This window comes from Streptomyces sp. NPDC058257, assembly GCF_042881845.1.
Lineage (GTDB): Bacteria > Actinomycetota > Actinomycetes > Streptomycetales > Streptomycetaceae > Streptomyces.
This window is the reverse complement of record NZ_JBHVXJ010000001.1, coordinates 876,365-902,362: the sequence shown is the minus strand read 5'-3', so window position 1 is coordinate 902,362 and position 25,998 is coordinate 876,365. Positions and strand designations below refer to the sequence as shown.

The 25,998-nt window shown below is 69.4% G+C and carries 23 protein-coding genes; 12 read left to right on the top strand and 11 right to left on the bottom strand.

Annotated features, from left to right (window positions below; translation table 11 throughout):
* The first annotated feature begins 68 nt into the window (after positions 1-68).
* The 6 genes from ACFVXC_RS03915 (at position 69) to ACFVXC_RS03890 (ending at position 8,250) form a co-directional block, all read left to right on the top strand.
* The gene (locus tag ACFVXC_RS03915) at positions 69-959 is read left to right on the top strand and encodes an FAD binding domain-containing protein (RefSeq protein WP_389901134.1); all 891 of its coding nucleotides are present in this window, start codon (positions 69-71) and stop codon (positions 957-959) included.
* Positions 959-1,552 carry a (2Fe-2S)-binding protein gene (locus ACFVXC_RS03910; RefSeq protein ID WP_389901132.1) on the top strand — a complete coding sequence of 198 codons (594 nt, stop codon included), beginning with the start codon at positions 959-961 and terminating at the stop codon, positions 1,550-1,552. The genes ACFVXC_RS03915 and ACFVXC_RS03910 overlap by 1 nt, the downstream gene beginning before the upstream one ends.
* A gap of 2 nt (positions 1,553-1,554) precedes the next feature.
* Positions 1,555-4,011, top strand: coding sequence for a xanthine dehydrogenase family protein molybdopterin-binding subunit (locus ACFVXC_RS03905; RefSeq protein ID WP_389901130.1), 2,457 nt, complete (start codon positions 1,555-1,557; stop codon positions 4,009-4,011).
* 278 nt (positions 4,012-4,289) lie between these two features.
* A complete protein-coding gene (locus ACFVXC_RS03900) occupies positions 4,290-5,768 on the top strand; it encodes an NCS2 family permease (RefSeq protein WP_389901129.1) in 1,479 nt (492 codons plus the stop codon).
* 36 nt (positions 5,769-5,804) lie between these two features.
* Positions 5,805-6,962: an XdhC family protein gene (locus ACFVXC_RS03895; RefSeq protein WP_389901127.1), complete on the top strand. Its 1,158-nt coding sequence runs from the start codon at positions 5,805-5,807 to the stop codon at positions 6,960-6,962.
* Positions 6,963-7,023: 61 nt separating this feature from the next.
* Positions 7,024-8,250: an FAD-dependent monooxygenase gene (locus tag ACFVXC_RS03890; RefSeq protein WP_389901573.1), complete on the top strand. Its 1,227-nt coding sequence runs from the start codon at positions 7,024-7,026 to the stop codon at positions 8,248-8,250.
* Positions 8,251-8,390: 140 nt separating this feature from the next.
* Here the strand turns inward: ACFVXC_RS03890 and ACFVXC_RS03885 are convergent, their stop codons facing one another.
* The 3 genes from ACFVXC_RS03885 to ACFVXC_RS03875 all read right to left on the bottom strand — a co-directional run bounded on the left by ACFVXC_RS03885 (position 8,391) and on the right by ACFVXC_RS03875 (position 11,305).
* Positions 8,391-8,864, bottom strand: coding sequence for an SRPBCC family protein (locus tag ACFVXC_RS03885; protein ID WP_389901125.1), 474 nt, complete (start codon positions 8,862-8,864; stop codon positions 8,391-8,393).
* 39 nt (positions 8,865-8,903) lie between these two features.
* Entirely contained in the window at positions 8,904-9,707 is an 804-nt protein-coding gene (locus tag ACFVXC_RS03880) for a polysaccharide deacetylase family protein (protein WP_389901124.1), read from the bottom strand.
* A gap of 143 nt (positions 9,708-9,850) precedes the next feature.
* On the bottom strand, positions 9,851-11,305 hold the full coding sequence (locus ACFVXC_RS03875) for an aminopeptidase P family protein (RefSeq protein WP_389901123.1): 1,455 nt from the start codon (positions 11,303-11,305) through the stop codon (positions 9,851-9,853).
* Between the two features lie 110 nt (positions 11,306-11,415).
* Here ACFVXC_RS03875 and ACFVXC_RS03870 point away from each other — a divergent pair, with 110 nt between their 5' ends.
* The 6 genes from ACFVXC_RS03870 (at position 11,416) to ACFVXC_RS03845 (ending at position 17,258) form a co-directional block, all read left to right on the top strand.
* A complete protein-coding gene (locus tag ACFVXC_RS03870; protein WP_389901121.1) occupies positions 11,416-12,594 on the top strand; it encodes an NAD(P)/FAD-dependent oxidoreductase in 1,179 nt (392 codons plus the stop codon).
* On the top strand, positions 12,591-12,920 hold the full coding sequence (locus ACFVXC_RS03865) for a (2Fe-2S)-binding protein (protein WP_389901119.1): 330 nt from the start codon (positions 12,591-12,593) through the stop codon (positions 12,918-12,920). The genes ACFVXC_RS03870 and ACFVXC_RS03865 overlap by 4 nt, the downstream gene beginning before the upstream one ends.
* Positions 12,921-13,071: 151 nt before the next feature.
* Positions 13,072-14,493 carry an NAD(P)/FAD-dependent oxidoreductase gene (locus ACFVXC_RS03860; RefSeq protein WP_389901117.1) on the top strand — a complete coding sequence of 474 codons (1,422 nt, stop codon included), beginning with the start codon at positions 13,072-13,074 and terminating at the stop codon, positions 14,491-14,493.
* Positions 14,494-14,535: 42 nt separating this feature from the next.
* Positions 14,536-15,438: a dihydrodipicolinate synthase family protein gene (locus ACFVXC_RS03855; RefSeq protein ID WP_389901115.1), complete on the top strand. Its 903-nt coding sequence runs from the start codon at positions 14,536-14,538 to the stop codon at positions 15,436-15,438.
* Positions 15,439-15,491: 53 nt separating this feature from the next.
* Positions 15,492-16,493, top strand: coding sequence for a proline racemase family protein (locus ACFVXC_RS03850; RefSeq protein ID WP_389901113.1), 1,002 nt, complete (start codon positions 15,492-15,494; stop codon positions 16,491-16,493).
* A 63-nt stretch (positions 16,494-16,556) separates the two neighbouring features.
* Positions 16,557-17,258 (top strand): GntR family transcriptional regulator, encoded by a 702-nt coding sequence (locus tag ACFVXC_RS03845; RefSeq protein WP_389901111.1) that lies wholly within the window; start codon positions 16,557-16,559, stop codon positions 17,256-17,258.
* 19 nt (positions 17,259-17,277) lie between these two features.
* On the opposite strand, the gene ACFVXC_RS03840 is transcribed toward ACFVXC_RS03845, so the two are convergent.
* From ACFVXC_RS03840 to ACFVXC_RS03805, 8 genes are all read right to left on the bottom strand, one after another.
* Positions 17,278-18,300 (bottom strand): hypothetical protein, encoded by a 1,023-nt coding sequence (locus tag ACFVXC_RS03840; protein WP_389901109.1) that lies wholly within the window; start codon positions 18,298-18,300, stop codon positions 17,278-17,280.
* Positions 18,297-20,048 carry a CotH kinase family protein gene (locus tag ACFVXC_RS03835; protein ID WP_389901108.1) on the bottom strand — a complete coding sequence of 584 codons (1,752 nt, stop codon included), beginning with the start codon at positions 20,046-20,048 and terminating at the stop codon, positions 18,297-18,299. Before ACFVXC_RS03835 ends, ACFVXC_RS03840 begins: the two co-directional genes overlap by 4 nt.
* Before the next feature lie 96 nt (positions 20,049-20,144).
* Positions 20,145-20,711 carry a hypothetical protein gene (locus ACFVXC_RS03830; protein WP_389901107.1) on the bottom strand — a complete coding sequence of 189 codons (567 nt, stop codon included), beginning with the start codon at positions 20,709-20,711 and terminating at the stop codon, positions 20,145-20,147.
* 34 nt (positions 20,712-20,745) lie between these two features.
* Positions 20,746-21,177, bottom strand: coding sequence for a hypothetical protein (locus ACFVXC_RS03825; protein WP_389901105.1), 432 nt, complete (start codon positions 21,175-21,177; stop codon positions 20,746-20,748).
* A 33-nt stretch (positions 21,178-21,210) separates the two neighbouring features.
* Complete coding sequence (locus tag ACFVXC_RS03820) at positions 21,211-22,026, bottom strand: hypothetical protein (RefSeq protein ID WP_389901103.1); 816 nt, start codon at positions 22,024-22,026, stop codon at positions 21,211-21,213.
* A gap of 57 nt (positions 22,027-22,083) precedes the next feature.
* A complete protein-coding gene (locus tag ACFVXC_RS03815) occupies positions 22,084-22,683 on the bottom strand; it encodes a hypothetical protein (RefSeq protein ID WP_389901102.1) in 600 nt (199 codons plus the stop codon).
* Positions 22,684-22,703: 20 nt separating this feature from the next.
* Positions 22,704-24,104 carry a hypothetical protein gene (locus ACFVXC_RS03810; protein ID WP_389901100.1) on the bottom strand — a complete coding sequence of 467 codons (1,401 nt, stop codon included), beginning with the start codon at positions 24,102-24,104 and terminating at the stop codon, positions 22,704-22,706.
* 186 nt (positions 24,105-24,290) lie between these two features.
* A complete protein-coding gene (locus ACFVXC_RS03805) occupies positions 24,291-25,817 on the bottom strand; it encodes a pyridoxal phosphate-dependent decarboxylase family protein (protein WP_389901098.1) in 1,527 nt (508 codons plus the stop codon).
* Positions 25,818-25,998 lie beyond the last annotated feature (181 nt).

Genomic DNA, 25,998 nt, shown 5'->3' with positions numbered 1-25,998 from the left:
GCCTCCGGTCCGACTTGGCTGGATCTTCTCGAACGTACGACCCTCGATATGAAGAAGAAGAGAGCCTCATGGACTTCCTTCGCCCCGCCAGCTGGGAGGAGGCGCTCGCCGCCAAGGCCGAGCACCCCACCGCTGTGCCGATTGCGGGTGGCACCGATGTGATGGTCGAGATCAACTTCGACCACCGTCGTCCCGAGTACCTGCTTGACCTCAACCGCGTCGCCGAACTGCGCGAGTGGTCGGTGGGCGAGGAGACGGTCCGGCTTGGCGCCTCGGTTCCCTACACCACGATCATGGAGGAGCTGCGCACCGAGCTCCCCGGTCTCGCGCTCGCCTCGCACACGGTCGCATCGCCGCAGATCCGCAACCGCGGCGGCGTCGGCGGCAACCTCGGCACGGCGTCCCCGGCCGGCGACGCCCACCCGGCGCTGCTCGCCGCCGACTGCGAGGTCGAGGTGGAGTCCGTACGCGGCTCGCGCCTCATCCCGATCGACGAGTTCTACACCGGCGTGAAGCGCAACGCGCTCGCCAAGGACGAGCTGATCAAGTCCGTGCACATCAAGAAGGCGGACGGTCCGCAGCAGTACTCGAAGGTCGGCACCCGCAACGCCATGGTCATCGCGGTGTGCGCCTTCGGCATCGCCCTGCACCCCGAGACCCGGACCGTACGGACCGGCATCGGCTCCGCGGCCCCGACCCCGATCCGGGCCAAGGCCGCCGAGGAGTTCCTGAACGCGGCGCTCGACGAGGGCGGCTTCTGGGACAGCAAGAAGATCATCACCCCCTCGATCGCCAAGCAGTTCGCGGAGCTCGCCTCCGGTGCCGCCAACCCGATCGACGACGTCCGCGGCACGGCGAACTACCGCCGCCACGCCGTCGGCATCATGGCCCGCCGCACGCTCGGCTGGACCTGGGAGTCGTACCGCGGCGAGGGCCGCAGCACTGAGGGAGTCGCATAATGCGCGTGAACTTCACGGTCAACGGCCGTCAGCAGGAAGCCGACGACGTCTGGGAGGGCGAGTCCCTTCTCTACGTCCTGCGCGAGCGCATGGGGCTTCCCGGTTCGAAGAACGCCTGCGAGCAGGGCGAGTGCGGTTCCTGCACCGTCCGCCTCGACGGCGTACCGGTGTGTTCGTGTCTGGTCGCCGCCGGACAGGTCCAGGACCGGGAGGTCGTGACCGTCGAGGGCCTGGCGGACTACGCCAAGCACCGCGAGGACGCCCACCCGGGCGGCGCCTGCGGTTCCGTCTGCGGCGGCACCAGCCTTCAGGAGGCCCGCCAGTGGCAGGCCAAGGGCACCGACGGCCAGACCGGCGAGGGCGGTGAACTCTCCACGATCCAGCAGGCGTTCATCGACGCCGGCGCCGTCCAGTGCGGCTTCTGCACCCCGGGTCTGCTCGTCGCGGCCGACGAGCTCCTGGAGCGCAACGTATCGCCGTCGGACGCCGACATCCGCGAGGCGCTCTCCGGCAACCTCTGCCGCTGCACGGGTTACGAGAAGATCCTCGACGCGGTACGCCTGGCGGCCGCCCGTCAGGAAGAGACGGTCTGATCATGGCTGGAACCACCACGGGCACCCCCTCCAAGACCACCGCGGGCGCGCCCTCCAAGACCACCACGGGAACGCCTTCCAAGACCACCACGGGCGCGCCCACCGAAGTCACCCAGAAGCACAACAAGGGCGGTATCGGCGAGTCCACGCTCCGTCCGGACGGCACCCTGAAGGTCACCGGCGAGTTCGCCTACTCCTCGGACATGTGGCACGAGGACATGCTCTGGGGCCAGACGCTGCGCAGCACCGTCGCGCACGCCGAGATCGTGTCGATCGACACCGTCGAGGCGCTCAAGACGCCGGGTGTCTACGCCGTCCTGACGTACGACGACCTGCCGGCCGAGATGAAGAACTACGGCCTGGAGATCCAGGACACCCCGGTCCTCGCCCACGGCAAGGTCCGCCACCACGGTGAGCCGGTCGCCATCGTGGCCGCCGACCACCCGGAGACCGCACGCCGTGCCGCCGCGAAGATCGTGGTCGAGTACAAGGAACTGCCCCTCATCACCGATGAGGCATCGGCCACCGCTCCCGACGCCGTGCTCGTGCACGAGGGCCGCGACGACCACCACATCGGGCACGTCCCGCACCCCAACATCGTGCACCGCCAGCCGATCGTCCGCGGCGACGCCGAAGAGGCCGCCAAGAAGGCCGACTTCGTCGTCAAGGGCGAGTACACCTTCGGCATGCAGGACCAGGCCTTCCTCGGCCCGGAGTCCGGCCTCGCCATCCCGGCCGAGGACGGCGGCGTCGATCTGTACGTCGCCACCCAGTGGCTGCACTCGGACCTCGGTCAGATCGCCCCCGTACTCGGCCTGCCCGAGGACAAGGTGCGCATGACGCTCTCCGGCGTCGGCGGCGCGTTCGGTGGCCGCGAGGACATCTCGATGCAGATCCACGCCTGCCTCCTGGCGCTGCGCACCGGCAAGCCGGTCAAGATCGTCTACAACCGCTTCGAGTCCTTCTTCGGCCATGTGCACCGCCACCCGGCGAAGCTCTACTACGAGCACGGCGCCACCAAGGACGGCAAGCTCACACACATGAAGTGCAAGATCGTCCTGGACGGCGGCGCCTACGCGTCGGCGTCCCCGGCGGTCGTGGGCAACGCCTCGTCCCTCTCGGTCGGTCCGTACGTGATCGAGGACGTCGACATCGAGGCGATCGCCCTCTACTCCAACAACCCGCCGTGCGGCGCGATGCGCGGCTTCGGCGCCGTCCAGGCCTGCTTCGCCTACGAGGCCCAGATGGACAAGCTCGCCGACAAGGTGGGCATGGACCGGGTCGAGTTCCGCCAGCTCAACGCCATGTCGCAGGGCACGCTGCTGCCGACGGGCCAGCCGGTCGACTCGCCGGCCCCGGTCGCCGAGATCCTGCGCCGCGTCAAGGCCCGCCCGATGCCGCCCGAGCGCCAGTGGGAGTCAAGCGAGGGCGCGGACGTCCGCGCGCTGCCCGGCGGTCTCTCCAACACCACGCACGGCGAGGGCGTCGTCCGTGGCGTCGGCTACGCGGTCGGCATCAAGAACGTCGGCTTCTCCGAGGGCTTCGACGACTACTCCACCGCCAAGGTGCGCATGGAGGTCATCAACGGTGAGCCGGTCGCGACCGTGCACACCGCGATGGCGGAGGTCGGCCAGGGCGGCATCACCGTCCACGCGCAGATCGCCCGCACCGAGCTCGGCGTCCAGCAGGTCACCATCCACCCCGCCGACACCCAGGTGGGCAGCGCCGGTTCGACGTCCGCGTCCCGTCAGACGTACGTCACCGGTGGCGCGGTCAAGAACTCCTGTGAGCTCGTCCGCGAGAAGGTCCTGGAGATCGGCCGCCGCAAGTTCGGCTCCTACCACCCCGCGTGGGCCACCGCCGAACTGGTGCTCGAAGGCGGCAAGGTCCTCACCGACGGCGGCGAGGCACTCGCGGACCTCGGCGAACTGCTCGAGGGCGAGACCGTCGAGGTCGAGGCAGAGTGGCGCCACCGGCCCACCGTGGCCTTCGACCTGGAGACCGGCCAGGGCAACGGCCACGTCCAGTACTCGTTCGCCGCGCACCGCGCGGTCGTCGAGGTGGACACCGAGCTCGGCCTGGTCAAGGTGGTCGAGCTGGCCACCGCCCAGGACGTCGGCAAGGCGCTCAACCCGCTCTCCGTGGTCGGCCAGATCCAGGGTGGTACCACCCAGGGCCTCGGCGTCGCGGTGATGGAGGAGATCATCGTCGACCCGAAGACCGCGAAGGTGCGCAACCCCTCCTTCACGGACTACCTCATCCCGACCATCCTCGACACCCCGACCATCCCGGTCGACGTGCTCGAACTGGCCGACCCGAACGCGCCCTACGGCCTTCGCGGCATGGGCGAGGCCCCGACCCTCTCGTCGACCCCGGCCGTCCTCGCGGCGATCCGGAACGCGACGGGTCTGGAGCTGAACAGGACACCGGTACGTCCGGAGCACCTGACCGGTACCTGACCGGCACCTGGTCCCACGATCTCTCCGGGCGGCGCGCGCCTCCCATGGAACGTCACACTTCCCGACGCCCGTGCCGCCCGGAGAACCCCAGTACCGCCCCGCTCGCGGTCTCGCAGCACCCACGCAGCACCCACGCTCTTCGGAGCCCCAGTTCGTCTCGGGCCGTCCCCCGGGTCGTGCGCCCAACGCAGCATCCCAAATCCCGCAGTCTCCACAGGCCCAACCTTGATCGACCAGCCTGTTGCGGGTGCCCCTTTGAACCTTGGGAGTTAGGCACCATGACCCAGCAGTCAACGGAGCCGAAGACCACGGCAGAGGACGCGGGCAACGGCTCACGCGTCCCGGCCGGCAGGTCTTGGCTGGACCGGTATTTCCACATAACCCAGCGAGGATCGACGGTCGGCCGGGAGGTGCGTGGCGGCGTCACCACCTTCATGGCGATGGCCTACATCATCCTTCTCAACCCCGTGATCCTCTCGGTGCCCGACGCCACTGGACACCGCCTCGACGCCGATCAGCTCACCACCGCCACCGTCTTCGCGGCGGCCGCCACCACCATCGTCATGGGGATCATCGGCAATGTGCCGCTGGCCCTCGCGGCGGGGCTCGGTGTCTCCGCCGTCATGGCCTTCCAGGTCGCCCCGGAGATGACCTGGGGCAACGCGATGGCGATGTGCATCATCTACGGCGTCATCATCATCCTGCTGGTCCTCACAGGGCTGCGGACCCTGATCATGGACGCGATTCCCCTGGCGCTGAAGCACGCCATCACCATGGGCATCGGCATGTTCGTCACGCTGATCGGTCTGGTCCAGGCGGGCTTCGTCACCTCCATGCCGTCCAAGTACGGCGACATGGGCTCGAAGCCGATCCAGATGGGCATCGACGACAAGCTCATCGGCTGGCCCGTCCTCTGCTTCGCCGTCACCCTCCTGCTGATCTTCCTGCTCCAGGTCCGCAAGGTCCCGGGCGCGATCCTCATCGGCATCGTCGGCGGCACCGTGTTCGCCGCGATCGTCAACCAGGTCGCGGGCATGAGCCAGAAGGACTGGGGTCTGAACGCCCCCGAACTGAACGGTTCCGTCGTCTCGTCGCCCGACTTCGGACTCTTCGGCGAGGTGTCGTTCAGCGGTATCGGCGACATCGGTGGAATCACCGTGGGTGTCATCGTCTTCACCCTGGTCCTCGCCGGCTTCTTCGACGCCATGGGCACCATCATCGGCATCGGCCAGCAGGCCAACCTCGCCGACAAGGACGGCAAGATGCCGGGCCTGAACAAGGCACTGGCGATCGACGGTGCCGGTGGCGTCGTCGGCGGTCTCGCCGGAGCCTCCGGCCAGACCGTCTTCGTCGAGTCCACCGCGGGTGTCGGCGACGGCGCGCGCACCGGCTTCGCGAGCGTCATCACCGGTCTGGCCTTCACGCTGTGCCTCTTCTTCACCCCGGTGGCCCAGCTCATCCCGACCCAGGTCGCCGCCGCCGCGCTCGTCGTCATCGGCGCGATGATGCTGAGCAACGCCAGGCACATCGACTGGACCGACCAGGCCACCGCCATTCCGGTGTTCCTGACCATGGTCCTGATGCCGTTCACGTACTCCATCACGGTGGGTATCGCGGCCGGTGTCGTCGCCCACGTCCTGATCAAGGCCGTCCAGGGCAGGGTCCGCGAGATCGGCTGGCTGATGTGGGTGCTCGCGCTCGTGTTCCTCGCCTTCTTCGCGCTCCATCCGATCGAGAACTGGATGGGCGTCAAGTAGCCCATCCTGTACACACACACCCGTTAGGAGACGGACATGCTGGACATCGCCGAAGAGCTGGACCGGTGGGTCGAGCAGGGACGCGACTTCGCCGTCGCCACCGTGGTGGCGGTCGGCGGCAGCGCGCCCCGGCAGCCGGGCGCGGCCCTGGCCGTCGACTCCGACGGCACGGCGATCGGCTCCGTCTCCGGCGGGTGTGTGGAAGGTGCCGTCTACGACCTGTGCCAGCAGGCCCTCGAAGACGGCGAAAGCGTCCTGGAACGCTTCGGATACAGCGATGAGGACGCCTTCGCCGTGGGTCTGACCTGCGGCGGCGTCATCGACATCCTCGTCACCCCGGTCCGCGCGGACTCCTGCGTGCGGCCGGTCTTCGCCGCCGCGCTCGCGGCGGCCGCTTCGGGCGAGCCCGCCGCGATCGCCCGGATCACCTCCGGTCCCGCCGAGCTCGTGGGCCGGGCCCTTCTCGTACGTTCCGACGCCGACGCCCCTCATGAGGGCGGGCTCGGCGGACATCCCGAGCTGGATCGCACCGCTGCGGGCGAGGCCCGCGCGATGCTGGACGCGGGGCGCACGGGCACGGTGGAGATCGGCGAGGACGGCTCGCGCTGCGGGCAGCCGCTCACACTCCTCGTCGAGTCGAGCGTCCCGCCGCCCCGCATGATCGTGTTCGGCGCCATCGACTTCGCCTCGGCGCTCGTCAAGATCGGCAAGTTCCTCGGCTACCGCGTCACCGTGTGCGACGCGCGGCCCGTCTTCGCCACGGCGGCGCGCTTCCCCGACGCCGACGAGGTCATCGTCGAGTGGCCGCACAAATACCTGAAGCGGACGGAGGTCGACGGCCGCACCGTCCTGTGCGTCCTGACGCACGACGCCAAGTTCGACGTGCCGCTGCTCGAACTGGCCCTGCGCCTGCCGGTCGCCTACGTGGGCGCGATGGGATCGCGCCGCACGCACGAGGCACGCAACGACCGGCTGCGTGAAGTCGGCGTGAGCGAACTGGAGTTGACCCGCCTGCGCTCACCCATCGGCCTCGATCTCGGCGCCCGTACCCCGGAGGAGACGGCGCTCTCCATCGCCGCGGAGATCGTCGCGAACCGGCGGGGCGGCAGCGGCATCTCGCTGACGGGAGCGCACACGCCGATCCACCATGACGGCTCGCGGCGCCCGGCGGGACGTATCGGATCCGTGGCCTGACGTATCGAGTCTGCTACGTTGCGTTACAAAATGACCACTTTGTGACGCAATGGGAGCATCTGTGAAGGTCGCCTGCGTCGGCGGCGGTCCCGCCGCCCTGTACCTCTCGATCCTGCTCAAGCGGCAGGACCCGTCCCACGACATCACCGTCCATGAACGGAACCCGGCCGGGTCGACCTACGGCTGGGGGGTCACCTACTGGGGCGGCCTCCTTGAGAAGCTCCGCGCCGAAGACCCCGAGTCCGCGCGCGCCATCAGCGAGCACTCGGTGCGCTGGAGCGACGGCATCGCGTACGTGGGCGACCGCACGACGGTCCACCACGGCGACGAGGGCCACGGCATCGGGCGCCACCGGCTGCTCGACATCCTTGCCGGGCGGGCCCGATCCCTGGGCGTGCGCGTGGAGTTCGAGAGTGAGATCACGGACGCGGACCAGCTGCCCGACGCCGATCTCGTCGTCGCGGGCGACGGTGTCAGGAGCGTGCTGCGCGAGCGCCACGCGGGCCACTTCGGCACGGAGGTCGCGGTCGGGCGGAACAAGTACGTCTGGCTCGGCACCACCAAGGTCTTCGACTCCTTCACCTTCGCCTTCGTGGAGACCCCGCACGGCTGGATCTGGTGTTACGGCTACCGCTTCAGCGACGAGCGGAGCACCTGCGTCATCGAGTGCTCCCCGCAGGTCTGGACGGGCCTCGGCCTGCACGAGGCGAGCGAGGCCGACGGACTCGCCCTCCTGGAGCGGCTCTTCGCGGGGCCGTTGGACGGTCACCGCCTGATCGGCCGCGCGCAGGCCGACGGCAGCGCGCAGTGGCTCAACTTCCGTACGCTGACCAACCGGACGTGGCACCGCGGCAACGTGGTCCTGCTCGGCGACGCCGCGCACACCACGCACTACTCGATCGGCGCGGGCACGACGCTCGCCCTGGAGGACTCGATCGCCCTGGCGGGCGCCCTGCGGAGGAGCCCGGCCGGGAGCTCTGGACTCGGCCCCGCCCTCGCGAGCTACGAACGGGAGCGCAGGTCCGCCCTCCTCTCCGTCCAGAGCGCGGCCCGCTACAGCGCCCAGTGGTACGAGAACCTGCCGCGCTACATCGGCCTCGACCCGGCCCAGATGTTCGCGCTCCTCGGCCAGCGACACTCGCCGCTCCTGCCGCACATCCCGCCGCAGTTGTACTACCGGATCGACCGGGCGGCCGAGCAGTTGGAGCCGCTGCGCAGGATGAAGCGGTGGCTGGGGCCGAAAGTGGCGCGGACGCTGCACGGGCGGGCGCGGGCGTCACGGGACTGAGCCGAGGGCTTCGCCGGACCAGCTCCCGGCCGCACGGGACCGGGCCGTCGGCTTCGCGCGTGGTTCGCCTCGATTCCCGTGCGCCTGAACGTGAGTCCGGCCGTGCCGCGTCGATCGCCGCCTTCGGCATCGACCGGCCGTCACGCGCGGGTGCGGGGCAAGGGAGCGGAGAGCAACTCGTCCACCGCCCGCCCGAACATCCACCGTCCGGCCGCCACGAGTACCCCGTCGAAGATCCGTGGCAACCACCGCACGCGCAGATCCTCCCGCCAGGCCACCGTCGAACCGGCCCCCGCCCGCGGGGACACCTCGATCTCCGCCCACCCCGTCACGAACGACCCGCGCTTCTCAAGACGGCACAGGCCCCCGCCTCCGTTCCCGTGCTCGTCCCCGGAGACCGGGCGCCAGGTCACGACCTCCATCACGTCGTCGAACCCGAGACGACCGATCCCGCTGCGGGCGACGAACACCGTCCCCTCTCCACTGGGCGGTGGCGTCCGGACGCGGATCCGCGTCAGCGGGACCACGTCGGCATGCCGCTCCCACGCGGTGAGCCGGCGCCAGACCTCGTCGGTGGGCAGGGATGATTCCCGGTCGATACGGAAGAGAGCCACACGCCGATCCTGCCAGGCCCCGGAGGCGAACAGCGCCTGCTACGGGCGGTAGATCTTCCCCGGCTCCGCCTTGCCCGGCGCGAGCAGCTGGGGCACCGTCACGAAGACGTAGCCGCGCTTCTTCAGCTCGTCGATGATGCCCGGCACCGCGGGCACCGTCCCCTTGTAGATGTCGTGCAGCAGGATGATGCCGTCACGCTGGGTCTGATCGACGACGCGCTTCTGGATCAGGGCGGAGTCGTCGGTCGTGTAGTCCTTGGCGGTCACGCTCCACAGGACCTCCGCGAGGCCCTCCTCGCGCGAGATGTCGTTGACGTCGGGGTTCGTACGTCCCTGCGGCGGGCGCATCAGCGACGGCTTGTGGCCGATCAGCTTCTCTATCGCCTCGTTGGTCCTGCGCAGTTCCCGGTGTGCCTCGTCAGGCGTGATGTCGGTGAGGATCTTGTGCGACCAGGTGTGGCTCGCCACCTCGTGGCCCTCGTCCTCCATGCGCTTCACGAGCTCGGGGTGCTTGGCTATGTGGTTCTTGCCGAGCAGGAAGAAGGTGGCGGGCACCTTCTCCTCCTTGAGGATGTCGAGAAGGCGCGGCGAGTTCTCGCTCGGTCCCGCGTCGAAGGTCAGGGCCACGCACTTGGCCTTGCGGCAGTCGACCGTCCCGAACTTTCCCCGGTCCTCGGCGCTCAGGGGCGCCCCGTCCTTGCGGACGGAACTGGGCGCGGAGGTGTCCACCTTGGTGCATCCCGTCAGGGCGACGGCCATGGCCGCGGTGGCGGCGGCCGTCAAAGACGCGGCTCGACGGAACCCTTTGGCGGAACTTCTCATCTTGTTTTTCGCAGCGGACATGCGTGCACTATACACGGCATGTATATACGGAGTGTATAGAGGGGTGGCCGTGGCCGTGGCCGTGGTCGGGGCGGTGGCGGAGCGCGGACCCGTGCGCCGAGCCCGTGCCCCGGTGTCGCCGCCCGGCCTGGCGGCCGTCCGTCCTAGCGGCCGTCCGTCAGGCCGCTCATCCACTCCTCGACCGCAGCGGCGCCGCGCGGCAGACCCGCCGACAGGTTCTCGTTGCCGTCGGCCGTGACGAGGATGTCGTCCTCGATGCGGACCCCGATGCCCCGGTACTCGGCGGGCACGGTGAGGTCGTCCGGCTGGAAGTACAGGCCGGGTTCGACGGTGAGCACCATGCCCTCTTCGAGTACGCCGCCGACGTACTCCTCGGTGCGCGCCCGGGCGCAGTCGTGGACGTCGAGGCCGAGCATGTGGCCCGTGCCCGCCATGGTGAAGCGGCGTTGCAGGGCGAGCTCGAAGACCCGCTCGGGGTCGCCTTCGAGGAGGCCCCACTCGACGAGCTTGTGCGCGAGGTGCCGCTGCGCGGCGTCGTGGAAGTCGCGGTACGCGGCGCCCGGCTTCACGGCGGCGATGCCCGCCTCCTGGGCCTCGTGCACCGCGTCGTAGATCGCCCGCTGGAGCGGGGTGAAGGTGCCGTTGATGGGGAGCGTGCGCGTGACGTCGGCGGTGTAAAGGGTGTGGGTCTCCACGCCCGCGTCCAGGAGCAGGAGTTCGCCGGGGCGCACGGGGCCGTCGTTCTGCTGCCAGTGCATGATCGTGGCGTGCTCGCCCGCCGCGCAGATCGAGCCGTATCCGATGTGGTTGCCCTCCAGGCGGGCGCGGCGGAAGAAGGTGCCCTCGATCCAGCGCTCCGACGTGGCGACGGCGGTGGCCAACTCCCTTACGACATCGGTGAATCCGCGGACCGTCGCGTCGACTGCCTTGCGCAGCTCGCCGATCTCCCAGTCGTCCTTGACCAGGCGAAGGCCCGAGAGCGCCTCCTCCAGTTCCGCGTCGCGCTCCTCGTCGGTCGTCACGGCCGCATCGAGCGCGGGGTCGTGGCCGCGCACGATGCGGGTCGGCACGCCGGGTGAGGCGGCGAGCTCGGCCGGGGCGTCGCGGACGTCGCGGCAGGGCAGACCGAGGAGCAGCTCGGACTCGGCGAGGCTGCGCCTGCGGCCCATCCAGAGTTCGGCCGTCATGCCGGTCCAGAACTCGTCGCTGTCCCTGCTGTCGCGGGGGAGTTGGTAGAGGTGCGCGTCATGGCCATCGCCGTCGGCGTGCGGTTCGAGGACCAGTGCGCAGTCCCTCGCCTGGTCGCCGGTCATGTGGACGTAGGCGGAGTAGGGGCGGAAGGGGTAATGGTCGTCGTTCGAGCGGGTCTTGAGCTTCCCGGAGGGGATCACCAGGCGCTCGCCCGGGAACAGCGCGGACAGGGCGGCGCGGCGGCGCGCCGCGTGCGGGGCCTGCTCGGCCGGGCGCAGGTCGCGCTGCTCGGTGTCGGCCCAGCCCGTCCGCATCAGGGCGGAGAGCTCGTCGGAGACCTCGGGGTACAGGGCGTTCTTGCGGGCCTCGGACTTGGCGGCCTTCGCGGGCTTGGCGGACTCGGTCATGGGAGTCACCTTCTCTTCCCCGTTCCGGGGCTCGTGGCGGAGTGCTCAGGGGCGGTCCCGTCAGCCTAGGGACCCTTGGCCCATAAGGAAACATGTGACATAGTACTGGCGTGACAAAGCGGCTGACCTGCGATGTTGTGGTAGTCGGCGCCGGGATGGTGGGCGCCGCGTGTGCCCTGTACGCGGCGCGGGCCGGGCTGTCCGTCGTCCTGGTGGACCGCGGGCCCGTGTCCGGCGGCACGACCGGATCCGGCGAGGGGAATCTCCTCGTCTCCGACAAGGAACCAGGACCCGAGCTCGACCTGGCCCTCCTGTCCAACCGGTTGTGGACGGAGCTCACCGCCGAGCCGGGAGTGGGCGCGGGCATCGAGTTCGAGGCCAAGGGCGGCGTCGTCGTGGCGTCGTCCGGGGAAGGGGCCGCGGCGCTGGGGGAGTTCGCCGCCGGGCAGCGCGAAGCCGGGGTCGACGCGCGGGCCGTCGCGGCCGATGAGCTGTACGAACTGGAGCCGCACCTCGCTCCCGGCACGGCGGGCGGCGTCCACTATCCACAGGACTGCCAGGTGATGCCGTCCCTGGCCGCAGCCCAACTGGCGCGGATGGCACGGGTGTTGGGGGCGCGGTCACTCACCGGCCGGACCGTGAGCGCCGTACTGCGGACCGCGAGCGGTGAGGTGCGCGGGGTCCGCACCGACCAGGGCGAGATCCACGCCCCGTACGTCGTGAACGCGGCGGGCACCTGGGGCGGCGACATCGCCGCCCTCGCCGGAGTGCGCCTGCCCGTGCTGCCCCGGCGCGGCTTCGTCCTGGTCACGGAGCCGCTGCCGCGCATGGTCCGGCACAAGGTGTATGCCGCCGACTACGTGGCCGACGTGGCCAGCGGATCCGCCGCCCTCCAGACGTCGCCGGTGGTCGAGGGCACGGCCGCCGGGCCGATCCTGATCGGCGCGAGCCGCGAACGGGTCGGCTTCGACCGGAGCTTCTCGCTGCCGGTCATGCGGGCCCTCGCGGCGGGGGCGACCCGGCTCTTCCCGTTCCTGGAGAGCGTCCACGCGATGCGCGCGTACGTGGGCTTCCGCCCCTACATGCCGGACCACCTCCCCGCCATCGGCCCCGACGCCCGGGTGCCGGGGCTCATCCACGCCTGCGGACACGAGGGCGCGGGGATCGGCCTCGCCGCGGGGACGGGCCACTTGATCGCCCAAGTGCTGAGCGGGGCGGACCCGGATCTCGACCTCGCTCCGTTCCGCCCCGACCGGTTCGCCGACACCGTGCCCGAGGAGTCGCCATGAGCAGACGCACCCCCTTGAACCTGGTCCGCGCCCACCCGGCCCCGCCGCACACCGTCACGTTCGACGGCCGCGAGATCCCGGCCCTGCCGGGACAGACGGTGGCCGCCGCGCTCTGGTCGGCGGGCATCACCGCCTGGCGCACCACGCGCCGGGACGGCGAGCCGAGGGGAGTCTTCTGCGGGATCGGCGTCTGCTTCGACTGCCTGGTGGAGGTCAACGGCCGTGCCAACCAACGGGCTTGCCTGCTGCCGGCGGCACCCGGAGACGAGATCAGGACGCAGAGCGGCAGCGGTCATGGCGACGGGGAGACGGGGGAGCGGCGATGAGTACGTCGCGACTTCGGGCGGGGTCGAACAGCGTGCCCGCAGGAACGGCACACCGGCACGTCCCCTCAGGAGTGCGGGTCGAGCGGGTCGAGCGGATGGACGGGCGGGAAGGCTCATTCGTCCAGGGGCGGATGCGCGGTGATCGGCGGTGATGGCGGGTGCGGAGGCGCCGCGGACGCTCGTTGTGGTCGGTGCTGGGCCCGCCGGGCTCGCTGCTGCGCTTGCCGCGGCTCAGCGGGGTGTGCGGGTCGCGGTGCTGGACTCGGCCGCGCGGGCGGGCGGCCAGTTCTACCGCCGGCCCGCGGGGGCGCTGGGCGCCCGCCGACCACAGGCGCTGCATCACCAGTGGCGGACGTGGGAGCGACTGCGGGACGGGCTCGCGGAACAGATCACGGCGGGCCGCATCACCCATTTGACGGAGCATCATGTCTGGTTCGTGGAGCGGCGGTACGACCCTGCCGCGGGCTTTACCGTGCACGCGCTCCTCGGTCCCGGGCAGCAGGAGTCCGTGGCCGTGCACGCCGACGCCGTGCTCCTCGCGACCGGGGGGTACGAGAAGGTCCTGCCGTTCCCCGGCTGGACCCTGCCCGGTGTGGTCACCGCCGGGGGAGCGCAGGCCATGCTCAAGGGAGGCCTCGTACTTCCGGGGCGTACCGCCGTCGTCGCCGGAACCGGGCCGCTGCTCATGCCCGTCGCCGTCGGGCTCGCCGCGGCCGGCGCCGAGGTGGCCGCCCTGGTCGAGTCCGCCGACCCGAAAGCCTTCGCGCGGCACGCGGCCACCCTCGCCGCCCACCCGGGCAAGCTCGCCGAGGGAGCTGGCTACGCCGCCCGACTGCTGCGCCACCGCGTCCCCCTGGCCGCACGGCACACCGTCGTCGAGGCGCACGGCAAGGACGCGGTCGAGGCGGTGACCATCGTCGCGCTCGACACGGCGGGGCGCGTCAGACCTGGTACCGAGCGGCGCATCCCCTGCGACACCCTCGCCGTCGGCCACGGCATGCTGCCGCACACCGATCTCGCCGAAGGGCTCGGCTGCCGCGTCGACGGCCTGAACGTCGCCGTCGACGCCGAGCAGCGCACCGACGTCCCCGGCGTCTGGGCCGCGGGCGAGACCACCGGCATCGGCGGCGCCGCCCTCTCGCTCGCCGAGGGGCACATCGCCGGACGCTCGGCCGCCGCGCGGCTCCGGGGGAGCGCCCCCGACCCCCGCGCATGGGCATCCGCCGCCAAGTCCCGTACGAGAATGCGGGAGTTCGCCGAGGTGCTCGGTGCCGTGTACGTGCCGCCCGCGCACTGGGCCGAGCAACTCCATGACGACACCCTGGTCTGCCGTTGCGAGGAGGTCCCGGCGTCGGCGGTCCGCGAGGCCGTCGAGGAACTCGGGGCCACCGACACGCGGACCGTGAAACTCCAGACCCGGGCCGGTATGGGCTGGTGCCAGGGCCGGATGTGCTCGGCGGCCGTCGCCGGGCTCGCGGGCTGCGAGGAGCGGTCCGCACGGCGGCCGTTCGCCCGGCCGGTGCCGCTCGGGGTGCTCGCACGCGGCGCCGACGAGGAACAGCCCCCCTCCTGACCTGACCCCACATCCCCGCACCGCAACGAAGGGACCACGCCCATGAACGCGCCCGCCGAACGCTCCCGCCCCTGGCACGGCGTCCTCGTCGCCACCGCGCTCCCGCTGAACGACGACCTCTCCGTCGACTACGGCCGGTTCGCCGAGCACTGCGCCTGGCTCGTCGAGAACGGCTGCGACGGAGTCGTACCCAACGGATCGCTGGGCGAGTACCAGGTGCTCACCCCCGAGGAGCGCGCCAAGGTCGTGGAGAGCGCCGTCACGGCGGTCGGCGGGCAGCGCGTGATGCCCGGCGTCGCCGCCTACGGCTCCGCCGAGGCCCGCCGCTGGGCCGAGCAGGCCAAGGACGCGGGCTGCGCGTCCGTCATGCTCCTTCCGCCCAACGCCTACCGCGCCGACGAGCGCTCGGTGCTCGCGCACTACGCGGAGGTGGCCGAGGCGGGCCTCCCGGTCGTGGCGTACAACAACCCCGTCGACACCAAGGTCGACCTGGTGCCGGAGCTCCTCGCGAAACTACACGCCGAGGGGTACATACACGCCGTCAAGGAGTTCTCCGGAGACGTGCGCCGCGCCTACCGCATCGCTGAACTCGCCCCAGAACTCGACCTGTTGGTGGGAGCCGACGACGTACTGCTCGAACTCGCCGTCGCGGGAGCCAAGGGGTGGATCGCCGGGTACCCGAACATGCTGCCCGCCGCGTGCGTCGAGCTCTACCGCGCCGCCGTGACGGGCGACCTGGGCACGGCGGGCAAGCTCTACCGCCGGCTGCACCCGCTGCTCCGCTGGGACTCCAAGCCCGAGTTCGTCCAGGCCATCAAGTTGTCCATGGACATCGCGGGACGCCACGGCGGCCCCTGCCGCCCCCCACGGGTGCCACTGCTGCCCGAGCAGGAGGAGGCGGTGCGCACCGCCTCCGAACACGCCATCGCCGCCGGACTCGCCTAGCTCCCCCGACACACCCCGCCCCCGCATCCGTACCTGTACGAAAGGCACCGCACATGCGCAGCAAACTGGTCCTGCACGCGGTCGACTCGCACACCGAGGGCATGCCGACGCGGGTGATCACCGGCGGCATCGGCACCGTCCCGGGCGCGACGATGAACGAGCGCAGGCTCCACTTCCGCGAGCACCGCGACGACATCAAGCAGCTCCTGATGAACGAACCACGCGGCCACGCGGCGATGAGCGGCGCGATCCTCCAGCCGCCCACCCGGCCCGACTGCGACTACGGCGTGATCTACATCGAGGTCTCCGGCTATCTGCCGATGTGCGGGCACGGCACCATCGGCGTCGCCACCGTGCTCGTGGAGAGCGGCATGGTCGAGGTCGTCGAGCCGGTCACCACGATCCGCCTTGACACCCCGGCAGGCCTCGTGGTCGCCGAAGTCGCCGTCGAGGGCGGCGCGGCGAAGGCGGTGACGCTGCGGAACGTGCCGTCCTTCTCCGTCGGCATCGACCGCAAGATCACCCTGCCCGACGGCCGTTCGGTGACGTACGACCTGGCCTACGGCGGCAACTTCTACGCGATCCTGCCCCTGGACCAGTTCGGCCTCCCCTTCGAGCGCGACCGCAAGGACGAGATCCTCGCGGCGGGCCTCTCGCTGATGGAGGCGATCAACGCCGAGGACGAGCCGGTCCACCCGCAGGACCCCTCCATCCGCGGCTGCCACCACGTCCACCTCTACGCACCCGGCGCCACCGCCCGCTACTCCCGGCACGCGATGGCCATCCACCCCGGCTGGTTCGACCGCTCGCCGTGCGGCACGGGAACGAGCGCGCGCATGGCCCAGCTGCACGCGCGCGGAGAGCTGCCGCTCGACACGGAGTTCGTCAACGAGTCCTTCATCGGTACGAAGTTCAGCGGGCGGCTGCTCGGCACCACCGATGTCGCGGGCATCCCCGCCGTGCTGCCCAGCTTCACCGGGCGCGCCTGGGTGACCGGCACCGCGCAGTACCTCCTGGACCCGGACGACCCCTTCCCCGCGGGGTTCGTCCTCTAGGGCTCTCGCTGGGATACTCGCGGCACGTGACATTGCACATTGCACCTTGGAGGACCGACCCTCATGGCCGCCCAGCGCAACCGCGCTCCGTCCGCCGCGTCCGCCGCACCTGCCGCCCTGCCGAGCCTGGGCGGGACGCGCAGCAGCTACCGAGAGCGGGTAGCGGACGCGCTCCGTGCCGCGCTCATCGCGGGCGAACTGCGCGCGGGCGAGGTCTACTCGGCCCCCACCCTCGCCGTGCGCTTCGGCGTCTCCGCCACACCCGTGCGCGAGGCCATGCTCGACCTCGCCAAGGAGGGGCTCGTCGACACGGTGCCGAACAAAGGCTTCCGGGTCACCGCGGTCTCCGAGAAGCAGCTCGACGAGTACAAGCACATCCGCGCGCTGATCGAGATCCCCACCACGGCGGAGCTCGCCACATCGGCGGACCCCGCCGCGCTGGAGGCTCTGCGCCCCGTCGCGCAGGAGATCGTCACCGCGGCGGCGGACGGCGACCTCATCGCGTACGTGGAGGCCGACGTCCGCTTCCACCTCGGTCTGCTCAGGCTCTGCGGCAACGACCACCTGGTCGATGTGGTCGGCGACCTGCGCAAGCGCTCACGCCTGTACGGACTCCAGGCACTGGTCGACGCGGGCCGTCTGGAGGCCTCGGCCGAGGAGCACCTGGAGATCCTCGACGCGCTGCTCGCCCGTGACGAGGACGCCGTACGCGCGGTGATGACCCGCCACCTCGGTCACGTGAGGGGCCTGTGGGCGGCCGAGTGACCCAGCTGTGCGGCTCGGCTCAGTGGTTGTTGTCGCCCGGGATCAGGAACAGGTGGATCGACTGGTCCTTGGCGCGGTACCGCGTGCTGCCCGGGCCCTTCTTCGCCCGGTCGGACACGATCACCACGTGGTCGGAGGAGACCCAGGACACGCCCTCCGGGTTGCCGTAGACCCTGCGGCCCTTGCTGTCGGTGGGCAGTCGGTGCACCGTGCCCTCGTCGACCACCTGCCACTTCCTGGGGGAGAGGCGGCCCACCCACAGCGCGGACGACGCCTGCGACAGGACGGCGATCCGCCCGTCGTCGCGCACGGACACACTGCTGTAGTCCTCGAAGGGCAGCGACTCGGGCAGCCGGATCGTGCCCGTGTTGATCCAGCGCTTGCCGCCGTGCCGGAAGACCTGGATGCGGCCGCCGCCCGGCGTCCTGCCCTTCTTGCCGCCCTCGCAGCGGTTTCCCTCGCACAGGGCGAGGAGATAGCCCGTGCCCGAGCGGTCGACCCACTCCAGGCCCTCCATGCCCTTGTTGGCGTCCGCCAGATCGAAGTCGAGGTCCGCGGAGCCGACGGGGCGCAGCTTCGCGTCGTACTCCTGGACGCGGGCGCGATAGCCCTTGGGCTTGACCCGTTCGGCCTCGCTCAGCGTGAAGTAGCGGTCGTGCACCTCGTCGTGGGCGAGATCCTCGTACCCTTTGTTCGCGGCCGAACTGCCCTTGGCCTTCCCCTTGTCGCCGGCCTTGTCACCGGCCTTCTTGCGGCTGAGGACGCCGTTCTCCGGGGCCTTGGGCGACAGCTCGCTGCTGACCCGGATGAGGGAGGGCAGGTTGTCGCAGACGATCAGGAAGGCGCCGTCGCGGTAGAGGACACCGCTCGCCTCCAGGCGCTTGCCCGCGCCGTCGCCGATCAGCTCCTGGATCTTGGCTTCCTTGACCAGCCGCAGCTCGCGCGCCTTCTCGACCTTGGCGTCGGACTTGGTCTTGGGCTTGCTCTTGGCCTTGCTGTTGACCAGGGCCTTGGCCTTCGCCGACTTCTTGGGTGCGGTCATGAGGGCAGTACCTCCATCGCGGCCGGGAACGCCGCCCCGCTGGCGCCGTTCGGATAGGTCTTGCGCAGCTCGGCAAGCTGCTGACGTGCGTGGTCGTAGCGCATGCGCGTGTAGTGCGAGATCCCGAGCGTGAACTGCGAGCCCCGGCTCAGCTCCCACTGGCGGTACGCGGCGCGGTACACCTCGTCGTTGGTGAACTGCCGCCCGGTGAAGGGCTGTCCGTGCTGGCTCGTGGACTCGCCGTACGCGGCGGACGAGACGAGCTGCCACAGGCCGTCGGTCTTCCCGGAGCCCTCCGCGCCGAGCAGTGCGGCGACCCGCTCGGGGCCGAAATCCGTGTCCAGGAGGTATTCGAGGTGGTCGAGGTAGTACTGGCAGAAGTCGTGGTGCCGCAGCAGGTTGGTGAACAGCGGCAGGTGCGACACCTCGTGCGGCGCGTGCGTGATCCGGCAGTAGTTTCGGCTCATCGCGGGCCAGTCGAGCAGGTCCGTGTACTGCCACTGCGTCGAGAAGAAGTCGATGCCCGAGCTGTTGTCGTAGTCCCAAGGGATGAACGTGAAGTACGGGCGGGCCATGAACCCCTTCGGGTCGCTCAGACGCCCCGAGTTGTAGAGGTAGTAGTTCGACGGTGTGGCGAAGTAGTTGTCCCAGCTGCCGAGGAGGACGTTGGCGCCCGCCCAGCGCAGGAACGCGGGCACGTTGAGGACCTGCTCCACCGCGTCGCGGAACGCGTCCGACGCGAAACGGCCCTCACCGCCCGCGAGTTGGACACCGTTGACCGTCCGGACGAGGGCGGCGAGGTCGTCGTACGTACTGGATGAAGGATCGTCCTCGTTCGTCTTCAGGCGGTACGTACGGTCGTCCTCCAGGCTGCCCGCGGTGAAGTACTGCCGGCCGCTGTCGACGCCGTCCGTGCCGGAGCGGTGCTCCAGGGTCGCGCAGCCGACGTCGCCGCAGTAGGCCTTGTAGAGGTTGCCCTCGGAGTTCTTGCCGAAGTGGTCCTTCAGGAACTTCTTGTCGACCTGCTCGATGACCGAGAAGAGCCCCATGTAGCGGTCGTTGATCGAGAACGTCGCGTACGTGTGCTGCGCCGCCGGGATGCCCGCGCGCTCCAGGAGCCGCCAGGCGACGGCCTCGCGCATCTGCGACGGGTCGTTGTACATCGCCTTGAGGTTGACCCGCTCCATGCCGAAGAGCCGGTCCTCGCTCTCGCCGATCTCGAAGTCGATCTTCCAGGACCGCTTGGGTGCGTGGGCCGTCAGGTTGCCGCTGTTGACCATCGAGAACGACGGAGTCGCGAGCAGCGTGTCGTCGGAGGTTCCGCTCTTGGCCAGGGTCAGCCGGGCGCCCTGCGGTGCCTGCGTCACCTCGTCGGCCGTCAGAACGCCGGGCGGCCAGCCGGTGACCTTGACCTGATACATGTCCTGGGCGAAGAACTCCGCCTTGTTCAGGGCCGAGTTGAGCAACTCGTCGACGATCCGCCCGATCGCGGTGAGCTGCCCGTCCGCGCCGAGGAGCACGAGGCTGCCGTCCGCCGAGGGGCCGGACGCGGCCGACTGCTCGGCGAGCAGGAGGTCGTACAGGGCGCTGAACTCGGCCTTCGTCCGCAGTGCGGCATCGGACGGCCCCGCTGTCGCGTTGGCGGCCTCCGCGAGCCGCCGCCCCGTGCCCTTCGGCAGCGCGGAGACGGCGATGACCTGATTCTTGAACGCGTCCCGAAATGTGCCCTTGCCGATGATCCTGTCCACGGCGGCCCTCCTTGGGGTCCCTGGGGTGAACCTTCCTCTCTACGCCCGGTACCGCATGACCGCCAGACCGATATCCGGCCTGGCGGTCGCGGCCCGTCAGACCCCGAGGATCCGGATCGACGGGTGGATGGCCGTGTTCAGGTACAGCTTCTCCTTCTTGCGGTCCTGCTCCAGCTCCATCACGAGCCGGTACCTGTGCACGCCCGGCCTGGCGGTGCTCAGGACCGTGCCGGCCCAGTAGTAGTAGACCGGCGTGTACGGGGACCGCATGCGGTCCGGCATCCCGTAGATCTTCAGCTCGGTGAAGATCTTCCGCTCGGCCACGTCCTCCTCGTCACCCAGTTCGGTGTCGAGGAACGTGATGTTGTTGATCTTCGGCATGGGGGGCCAGGTGCCGTCCGGGCGCTTCTCCATGTCGAGCGGCCGCACGATCCAGTTCAGGACCTGGCCCTGCTTGCAGACCGTTTCCAGGGACGACGTGCCCTGCCCCTTGCCGCCGATGCTGTTGTCCATCATGTACATCGAGTCGCTCAGTGAGCCCGACTCCGCCGCCCGCTCCATGTTGATGAGCGTCACGATGTTCAGCTGGACCGAGTTCAGCTGTCCTGGGTTCTGCTTCTGATGCACGCCGCCGGTCGACTTCTCCTGCACGCTGCTTGTCAACACTCCTCCTTCGCGTACGCCGTCATGCCCGGTCCTAGCCGATGAGGGACGACGACAGGGTGGTGGCGATCGATTCGTCCCTCGTGCCCAGCTTGAACGAGATCTGGTACGTGACGTGGGGCGCGTCCCTCCTCACCGTGCCGGTCCAGTAGGCGACGTCGGTGCCGGGGTAGACCTTCCGCTCCGGGATACAGACGGAGCTGTCGATCTCGATGCCGTCGATGGCGACATACGCCTCGCACTCCAGCGCGAGCGCGTTCCACAGGAGCGTGTCGCCCTTCTTCGCGCGCGTCTGCAGTTCCTCGGTGCCGAAGCCGGTGGATCCCGTGGACTTGGCGGTGTCGTACATGTACAGGTGGCCCTGCATGTTGCCTGCTGCCAGGGCACCCACACAGTCCACAACGGCGGTGATGGAGATGGGCCGCTTCGCGGCGCCTGCCTCCCGCCGCCTGGGCGTGGTGGTCATCTGTTCCTCCTTCTGGCTGAAGTCCGTGCGGGATCAGGAAGTGCCGGGGCGCGTACCCGCCCCCGGAGGGATGGGCAGCATGCCCATGCCCGCCTTGGTGAAGGCGTTCCGCCGGGGCTCTGAAGTGATCTTGAGGGTCGATGGGCAGACCAGGTCGACGGCCTCCCAGCGCAGTTCGCCGTTGAGGCCCACGAGCTTGTGCAGCTGGATCCGCATCACGTACGAGTAGGTGCCGGGCCGTGAGGTGTCGACCGTCGCGGACCAGTACCAGCCGTCGGTGACCAGGTCGGGGGAGCCGTACTCCGCCGGATACATGATCTTCGAGTCGACGGCCTCGCCGTAGATGTCGGTGATCACCGGAGCGGGGTAGGTGTACGCGGCCGTGTTCTCCTCGGTGAGGACCTTGCCGGTGACGTCAAGGATCTTCTGCCCGGACAGCCGGCCGCGCGTGCGCCGCGAGGTCTTGACACGGGCACCGACGGTCTTGCGCACCTGGCTCAGCTGCTCCTGCTGGTCGTTGCCCACGACCGACGACTTGCTCGCGAGGTCCTGCAGATCGGCCAGGGCCTGCTCGTCGGTCTGCCGCGCCCGGTCGGACTCGTAGCCGCGGGGCACGGTCGGCGGGATGGAACCCAGGCTGTACGGAAGCCAGTTGAGCACCTGCTCACTGGCCTGCGATCCGTCCCTCCAGTAGGAACCGTTGATCGCGGTGACGAGCTCGCCGGTCCCCTGGTTGGTGGAGCCCTGCAGCTTCATGTTGTCGAACAGATAGGTGTTGCCTTCGAGTGACTCGGACTCCAGCGCATTGCCGACGTCCACGAGCACGATGATCGCCAATTGTTGGGGCATGTTTCCGCCTTCGTCGCCGCTACTTGATTCCCGGCCCTTGCCGTCGCGCTCCGGCTGCTACTGCTGGCACATCAACGCGGGTGTGTCGACGTACATGACGCTGTTCTCGCCCTCGTACATCTGGAGTTCCAGGCGGTACTGATAGGCCACTCCTGGCGTCAGCCAGTTGGGCACCACGCCTGTCCAGACGTCGAGGTCGAGCTTGTCGCCCTCGACGTGGTTGCCGCCCTGAGTGCCCTGCGCCCGGCCGTGGGTCTGGCTGTGGCGCTGGCTCTGGGACTGACTCTGAGGCCGGCTTTGGGACTGGCCCTGGTACTGGCCCTGCGTCTGGCCCTGCGTCTGACTCGCACCCTGGCCCGAAGCTTGGCTCGCACCCTGGTCCGAAGCCTGGCCCGAGGCCTGGCTCCGGCCGTTGTTCTGGTCCGCGGGCACGAACGAGATGTTCTTGATCTCGACCGGGGTCTGCAGGTCCACGGCCAGGGCGGACCACGAGACGACCTGTCCCGGCCTGACCACGGTGCACAGGTCCGGCGTCCCCTGATGGGCGCTGTCGTGCCCGCCGTCGTCCATCATGCAGAGGTTGCCGTTGAGCAGCGTGCTGCCCGAGAGCGCTCCGATGACGTCGACGACCGCGATGATGTTGACTTGCGGCTTCATCCTCACTCCTCCTGTAGGCGCTAGCCCCGGTCCCGCACCAGCGGGACCTTGCCGACGGCCGTCCGCTCGATCTCGGCCGAGAGGCGGGGCACGAACTTGAGCTGGAAGCTGTATCCGGTCTTCTCGATCGACGCCGGGTTCGCCTCCCCGTGGTTGAAAAGCGAGAGGGCGCGCGGCAGGGCGTTCACGAACGTCTGCTGGACGCCGTAGGGGCCGAGGACCGTGTCCGTCCGGTACGACGCGGCGAGTACGTCGTCGACCGAGGCGAGCAGCGTGATGGTCCTGCTCTCGCGGTGATTCACGAACTGCACCTCGTGCGCCACCGCGTCCAGGTCCACCGCCTCGGCGGCCTTGAGTTCGTCGCGCAGAGCCTCGTAGGCACGGGCGGCGGAGTACTGGCTGTCGTTGATGTGGAGCACGTCACCGGTGCGGCCCGCGAACTCGAACCGCTGGGTCTTCAGGCCGGGGCCCTCGGTCCTGGGCCGCCGGATCATCCGGTCGCCGAGCTTGAGCCGCAGGAGCGGCGCCTCGTGCGCGTGCAGGCGTGTGACGACGAGCTCGCCCTCCTGGCCCTCGGGGACCCAGTGCCCGTTCTCGTCGACGATCTCGATGAAGTGCAGGCCGGGCACCGCGGACAAGTAGGGCGACGCGGCATCCAGCTGCAGGCCGATGGTCTCCGCCTGGGTGGCGGCGAAGTAGCTGAGGATCGCCAGGTTCGGGTAGAGCGCCTGAAGCTCGACCCGCTTGCGCTGCGACAGCACCCCGCTGCCGTACAGGGCGACGCGGAAGCTCTCCCTGGACTCCTTGCGCATGCCCACGCCGAGCTCGCTCAGGATCCCGATGCCCGCGGAGATCCCCATCAGGGCCTTGGGGCCCTTGTAGGAGAACATGTGCTCGAGGACGGGGGCCGTGACGGGCCCCGCGCCGACGTAGTTCACGCCGGGCACGTGCTGCAGCACACCGCCCACCATCGTGCCGCTGCTCCACATCTGGTAGTCGGCCAGCGTGGTGAAGAGCCACTTGGGGTCGGTGCCCATGAGGTGTCCGGCGAGCTGGTACATGCCCATGAAGCGGCCGGCGATCTCGTACGTGTCCTTCAACTCCCGCAGGGAGTAGACGACTTCGAGCGGACGGCCGCCGCTGGTGCCGCCACTGGCCACGATCTCGAACTCGCCGTGGGTCAGGGGCACCACCATGCCGGGGCGTGACTCCATGAAGAAGTCGCGCTGGATGTCCTTGTCCGACAGCGGAATCTGCTGCCACGCCTCGTACGTCTCGGGGGCGCTTACGGTGCCCGCGTTGCGCAGCCGGTCGTGCCAGAGCGGGTTGAGCATCGCCGTGTTCACCATTTGCTGTAGGCGACGCAGTACGACGGCTTCCTGCACCTCGTACGACACCTCGCTGTACGGTGTCTGGCACACCCGTTCGCATTCACGTAATTTCGCGGCGAAGGAAGGCAGTGCCGTTACGGCTTCAATTGATTCCGGAAGTAACTCCCATTCCGGGATGAGCCAGTTGGCCAGTTCGCGGGCGCCGCCTGGCGCCGGTGGGATCGGCGGAACGTGCGTGGCCTGTGGAACTTGCGATGTACTCAACATCCGTCCCCTCTAAGCTGTTTCTGCTCCCGCTTCGCTGCTGAGCAGGTCGTGGCCTGTCCCTCTGATTTCCGAGATCAGCATCCGGAAGTGTTCGCCGGTGATTTCATGGTTCATCATGACCACGCGCAGTGCGGCCACCCCGTCGACGTTCACCTTGGAGATGAAGAAGTTTCCCTGGAGTTTCACGCGGTTGCGTATGGCGATCTGGAGGTGATGGACGTCCTCTTTCCTGACCCCGGCCGGGTGATATCGGAAGCACAGGATGTTCGCTTCCGGACGGTGCACCGCCTCGAAGTCGGGGTCGGCCTTGACGATCCCGTATGCTTCCTCCGTCAATTGGCAGAGATACTCGATCTTCTCCGCGAACAAGGCCGGCCCGTACATGGCCCAGAGCGACCACAGAGTCATGATCATCGGTCGCTTCGTGCACTCGAAGTTCTTGCCGCCGCTGTCGTAGGCGGTGTATATGTCCGGCTCCTCGTCGAACACGTAACTGGCCTGCTGCCGGAACGCGGTGAGGCTCGCCTCCTTGTCCCGGTAGAAGAGCATCGTGCAGGGCGCGGGAACGAACATCATTTTGTGCGCGTCCCAGGTCAGGGAATCCGCCTTGTCGATTCCCCGCAGCTTTTCGCGAAGAGTGTCAGAGACCAGGAGACTCGCTCCGTGGGCGCCGTCGACGTGTAACCAGAGATCCCTCTCCGCGGCCAGCTCCGCGAGTTCGTCGATGGGGTCGAAGGCGCCCACCGACGTGCTGCCTGCCGACGCGACGAGGCAGAACACCTTCAGGTTCTGCCGCTCGGCCGCCTCCAGGGCGGGCCGTGCGTCCGCCATGCAGATCTGGCCCCGGCTGTTCAGCGGCAGCCGCACGAGCTGCGCCTCGCCGATGCCCATCACACCGGCCGCCCGCGCGACGCTGTAGTGCACGTCGGCGCCCACCGCGATGGCGGGTCGCGGCTGGCCCCGCAAGGAGGACCCGCCCTCCGACCAGTAGCCGGGCAGCTTCTGGTTGCGGGCCGCCAGGAGCGCGGTGAGGTTGGCCAGGGAGCCGCCCGACGTGGTCACCATGGTGAACCGGGCGGGATCCCAGCCGATGAACCGGTTGAGTTCATCGGCCATGATCCGCTCCACCGCGTTGGGCAACTGGGCCGCCTCGTAGAACGAGGCCGGCTGGTTGACCACCGAGCTGACGAAGTCGATGACGCCGGCGAGCGGTACGACGCCCGAGAACTGACGGCCCATGTATCCGGGCGAGTGCACCTGGATTCCGGTCCTGATGTACAGGTCGATGATCCCTGCCAGCTTCTCCTCGTCGAACGTCGCGATCTTCTCGCGTTCCGTCGTCATCAGGGCTTTCGCCGCCGCCGACAACGTCGCGGGGTCGATCAGTTCGAGGCCCCTGATGGAGAGATCGGAAAGGTGTTTCTCCAGCTTCGAAAGTGCGGTTTCGGAAGTTTCCCGGAACAGTTGGGCGTCAAACGCTTCTAGCAGTAGCCCGCTCCCTGCGGAAGCGGGGTCGTTCGGCCGAGATTCCGTCACGGGGGTCTCCTTCGTGAAGTCCCTGTGTTGCCCAACGTGAATGTGTGGGGCGGACGCAACCTGCGCAGAATCCTGAGTCTTTGAACCTGCCTGAGGCAGCAGTAAGGACTTCATTTCCGATGGAACGGATCCGGCTGGTCGAACCGGACAGCACCATCTGCGCCGGCGGCGGGCGTTCGGC

Bases quoted from the DNA above. Each gene is read 5' to 3' on its own strand.
- ACFVXC_RS03880 (WP_389901124.1), bottom strand. From the start codon at position 9,707: ATGTCCGCTGCGAAAAACAAGATGAGAAGTTCCGCCAAAGGGTTCCGT.
- ACFVXC_RS03840 (WP_389901109.1), bottom strand. From the start codon at position 18,300: ATGACCGCACCCAAGAAGTCGGCGAAGGCCAAGGCCCTGGTCAACAGC.
- ACFVXC_RS03910 (WP_389901132.1), top strand. From the start codon at position 959: ATGCGCGTGAACTTCACGGTCAACGGCCGTCAGCAGGAAGCCGACGAC.
- ACFVXC_RS03855 (WP_389901115.1), top strand. From the start codon at position 14,536: ATGAACGCGCCCGCCGAACGCTCCCGCCCCTGGCACGGCGTCCTCGTC.
- ACFVXC_RS03900 (WP_389901129.1), top strand. From the start codon at position 4,290: ATGACCCAGCAGTCAACGGAGCCGAAGACCACGGCAGAGGACGCGGGC.
- ACFVXC_RS03815 (WP_389901102.1), bottom strand. From the start codon at position 22,683: ATGAAGCCGCAAGTCAACATCATCGCGGTCGTCGACGTCATCGGAGCG.
- ACFVXC_RS03845 (WP_389901111.1), top strand. From the start codon at position 16,557: ATGGCCGCCCAGCGCAACCGCGCTCCGTCCGCCGCGTCCGCCGCACCT.
- ACFVXC_RS03865 (WP_389901119.1), top strand. From the start codon at position 12,591: ATGAGCAGACGCACCCCCTTGAACCTGGTCCGCGCCCACCCGGCCCCG.
- ACFVXC_RS03905 (WP_389901130.1), top strand. From the start codon at position 1,555: ATGGCTGGAACCACCACGGGCACCCCCTCCAAGACCACCGCGGGCGCG.
- ACFVXC_RS03820 (WP_389901103.1), bottom strand. From the start codon at position 22,026: ATGCCCCAACAATTGGCGATCATCGTGCTCGTGGACGTCGGCAATGCG.
- ACFVXC_RS03875 (WP_389901123.1), bottom strand. From the start codon at position 11,305: ATGACCGAGTCCGCCAAGCCCGCGAAGGCCGCCAAGTCCGAGGCCCGC.
- ACFVXC_RS03915 (WP_389901134.1), top strand. From the start codon at position 69: ATGGACTTCCTTCGCCCCGCCAGCTGGGAGGAGGCGCTCGCCGCCAAG.
- ACFVXC_RS03895 (WP_389901127.1), top strand. From the start codon at position 5,805: ATGCTGGACATCGCCGAAGAGCTGGACCGGTGGGTCGAGCAGGGACGC.
- ACFVXC_RS03860 (WP_389901117.1), top strand. From the start codon at position 13,072: ATGGCGGGTGCGGAGGCGCCGCGGACGCTCGTTGTGGTCGGTGCTGGG.
- ACFVXC_RS03825 (WP_389901105.1), bottom strand. From the start codon at position 21,177: ATGACCACCACGCCCAGGCGGCGGGAGGCAGGCGCCGCGAAGCGGCCC.
- ACFVXC_RS03850 (WP_389901113.1), top strand. From the start codon at position 15,492: ATGCGCAGCAAACTGGTCCTGCACGCGGTCGACTCGCACACCGAGGGC.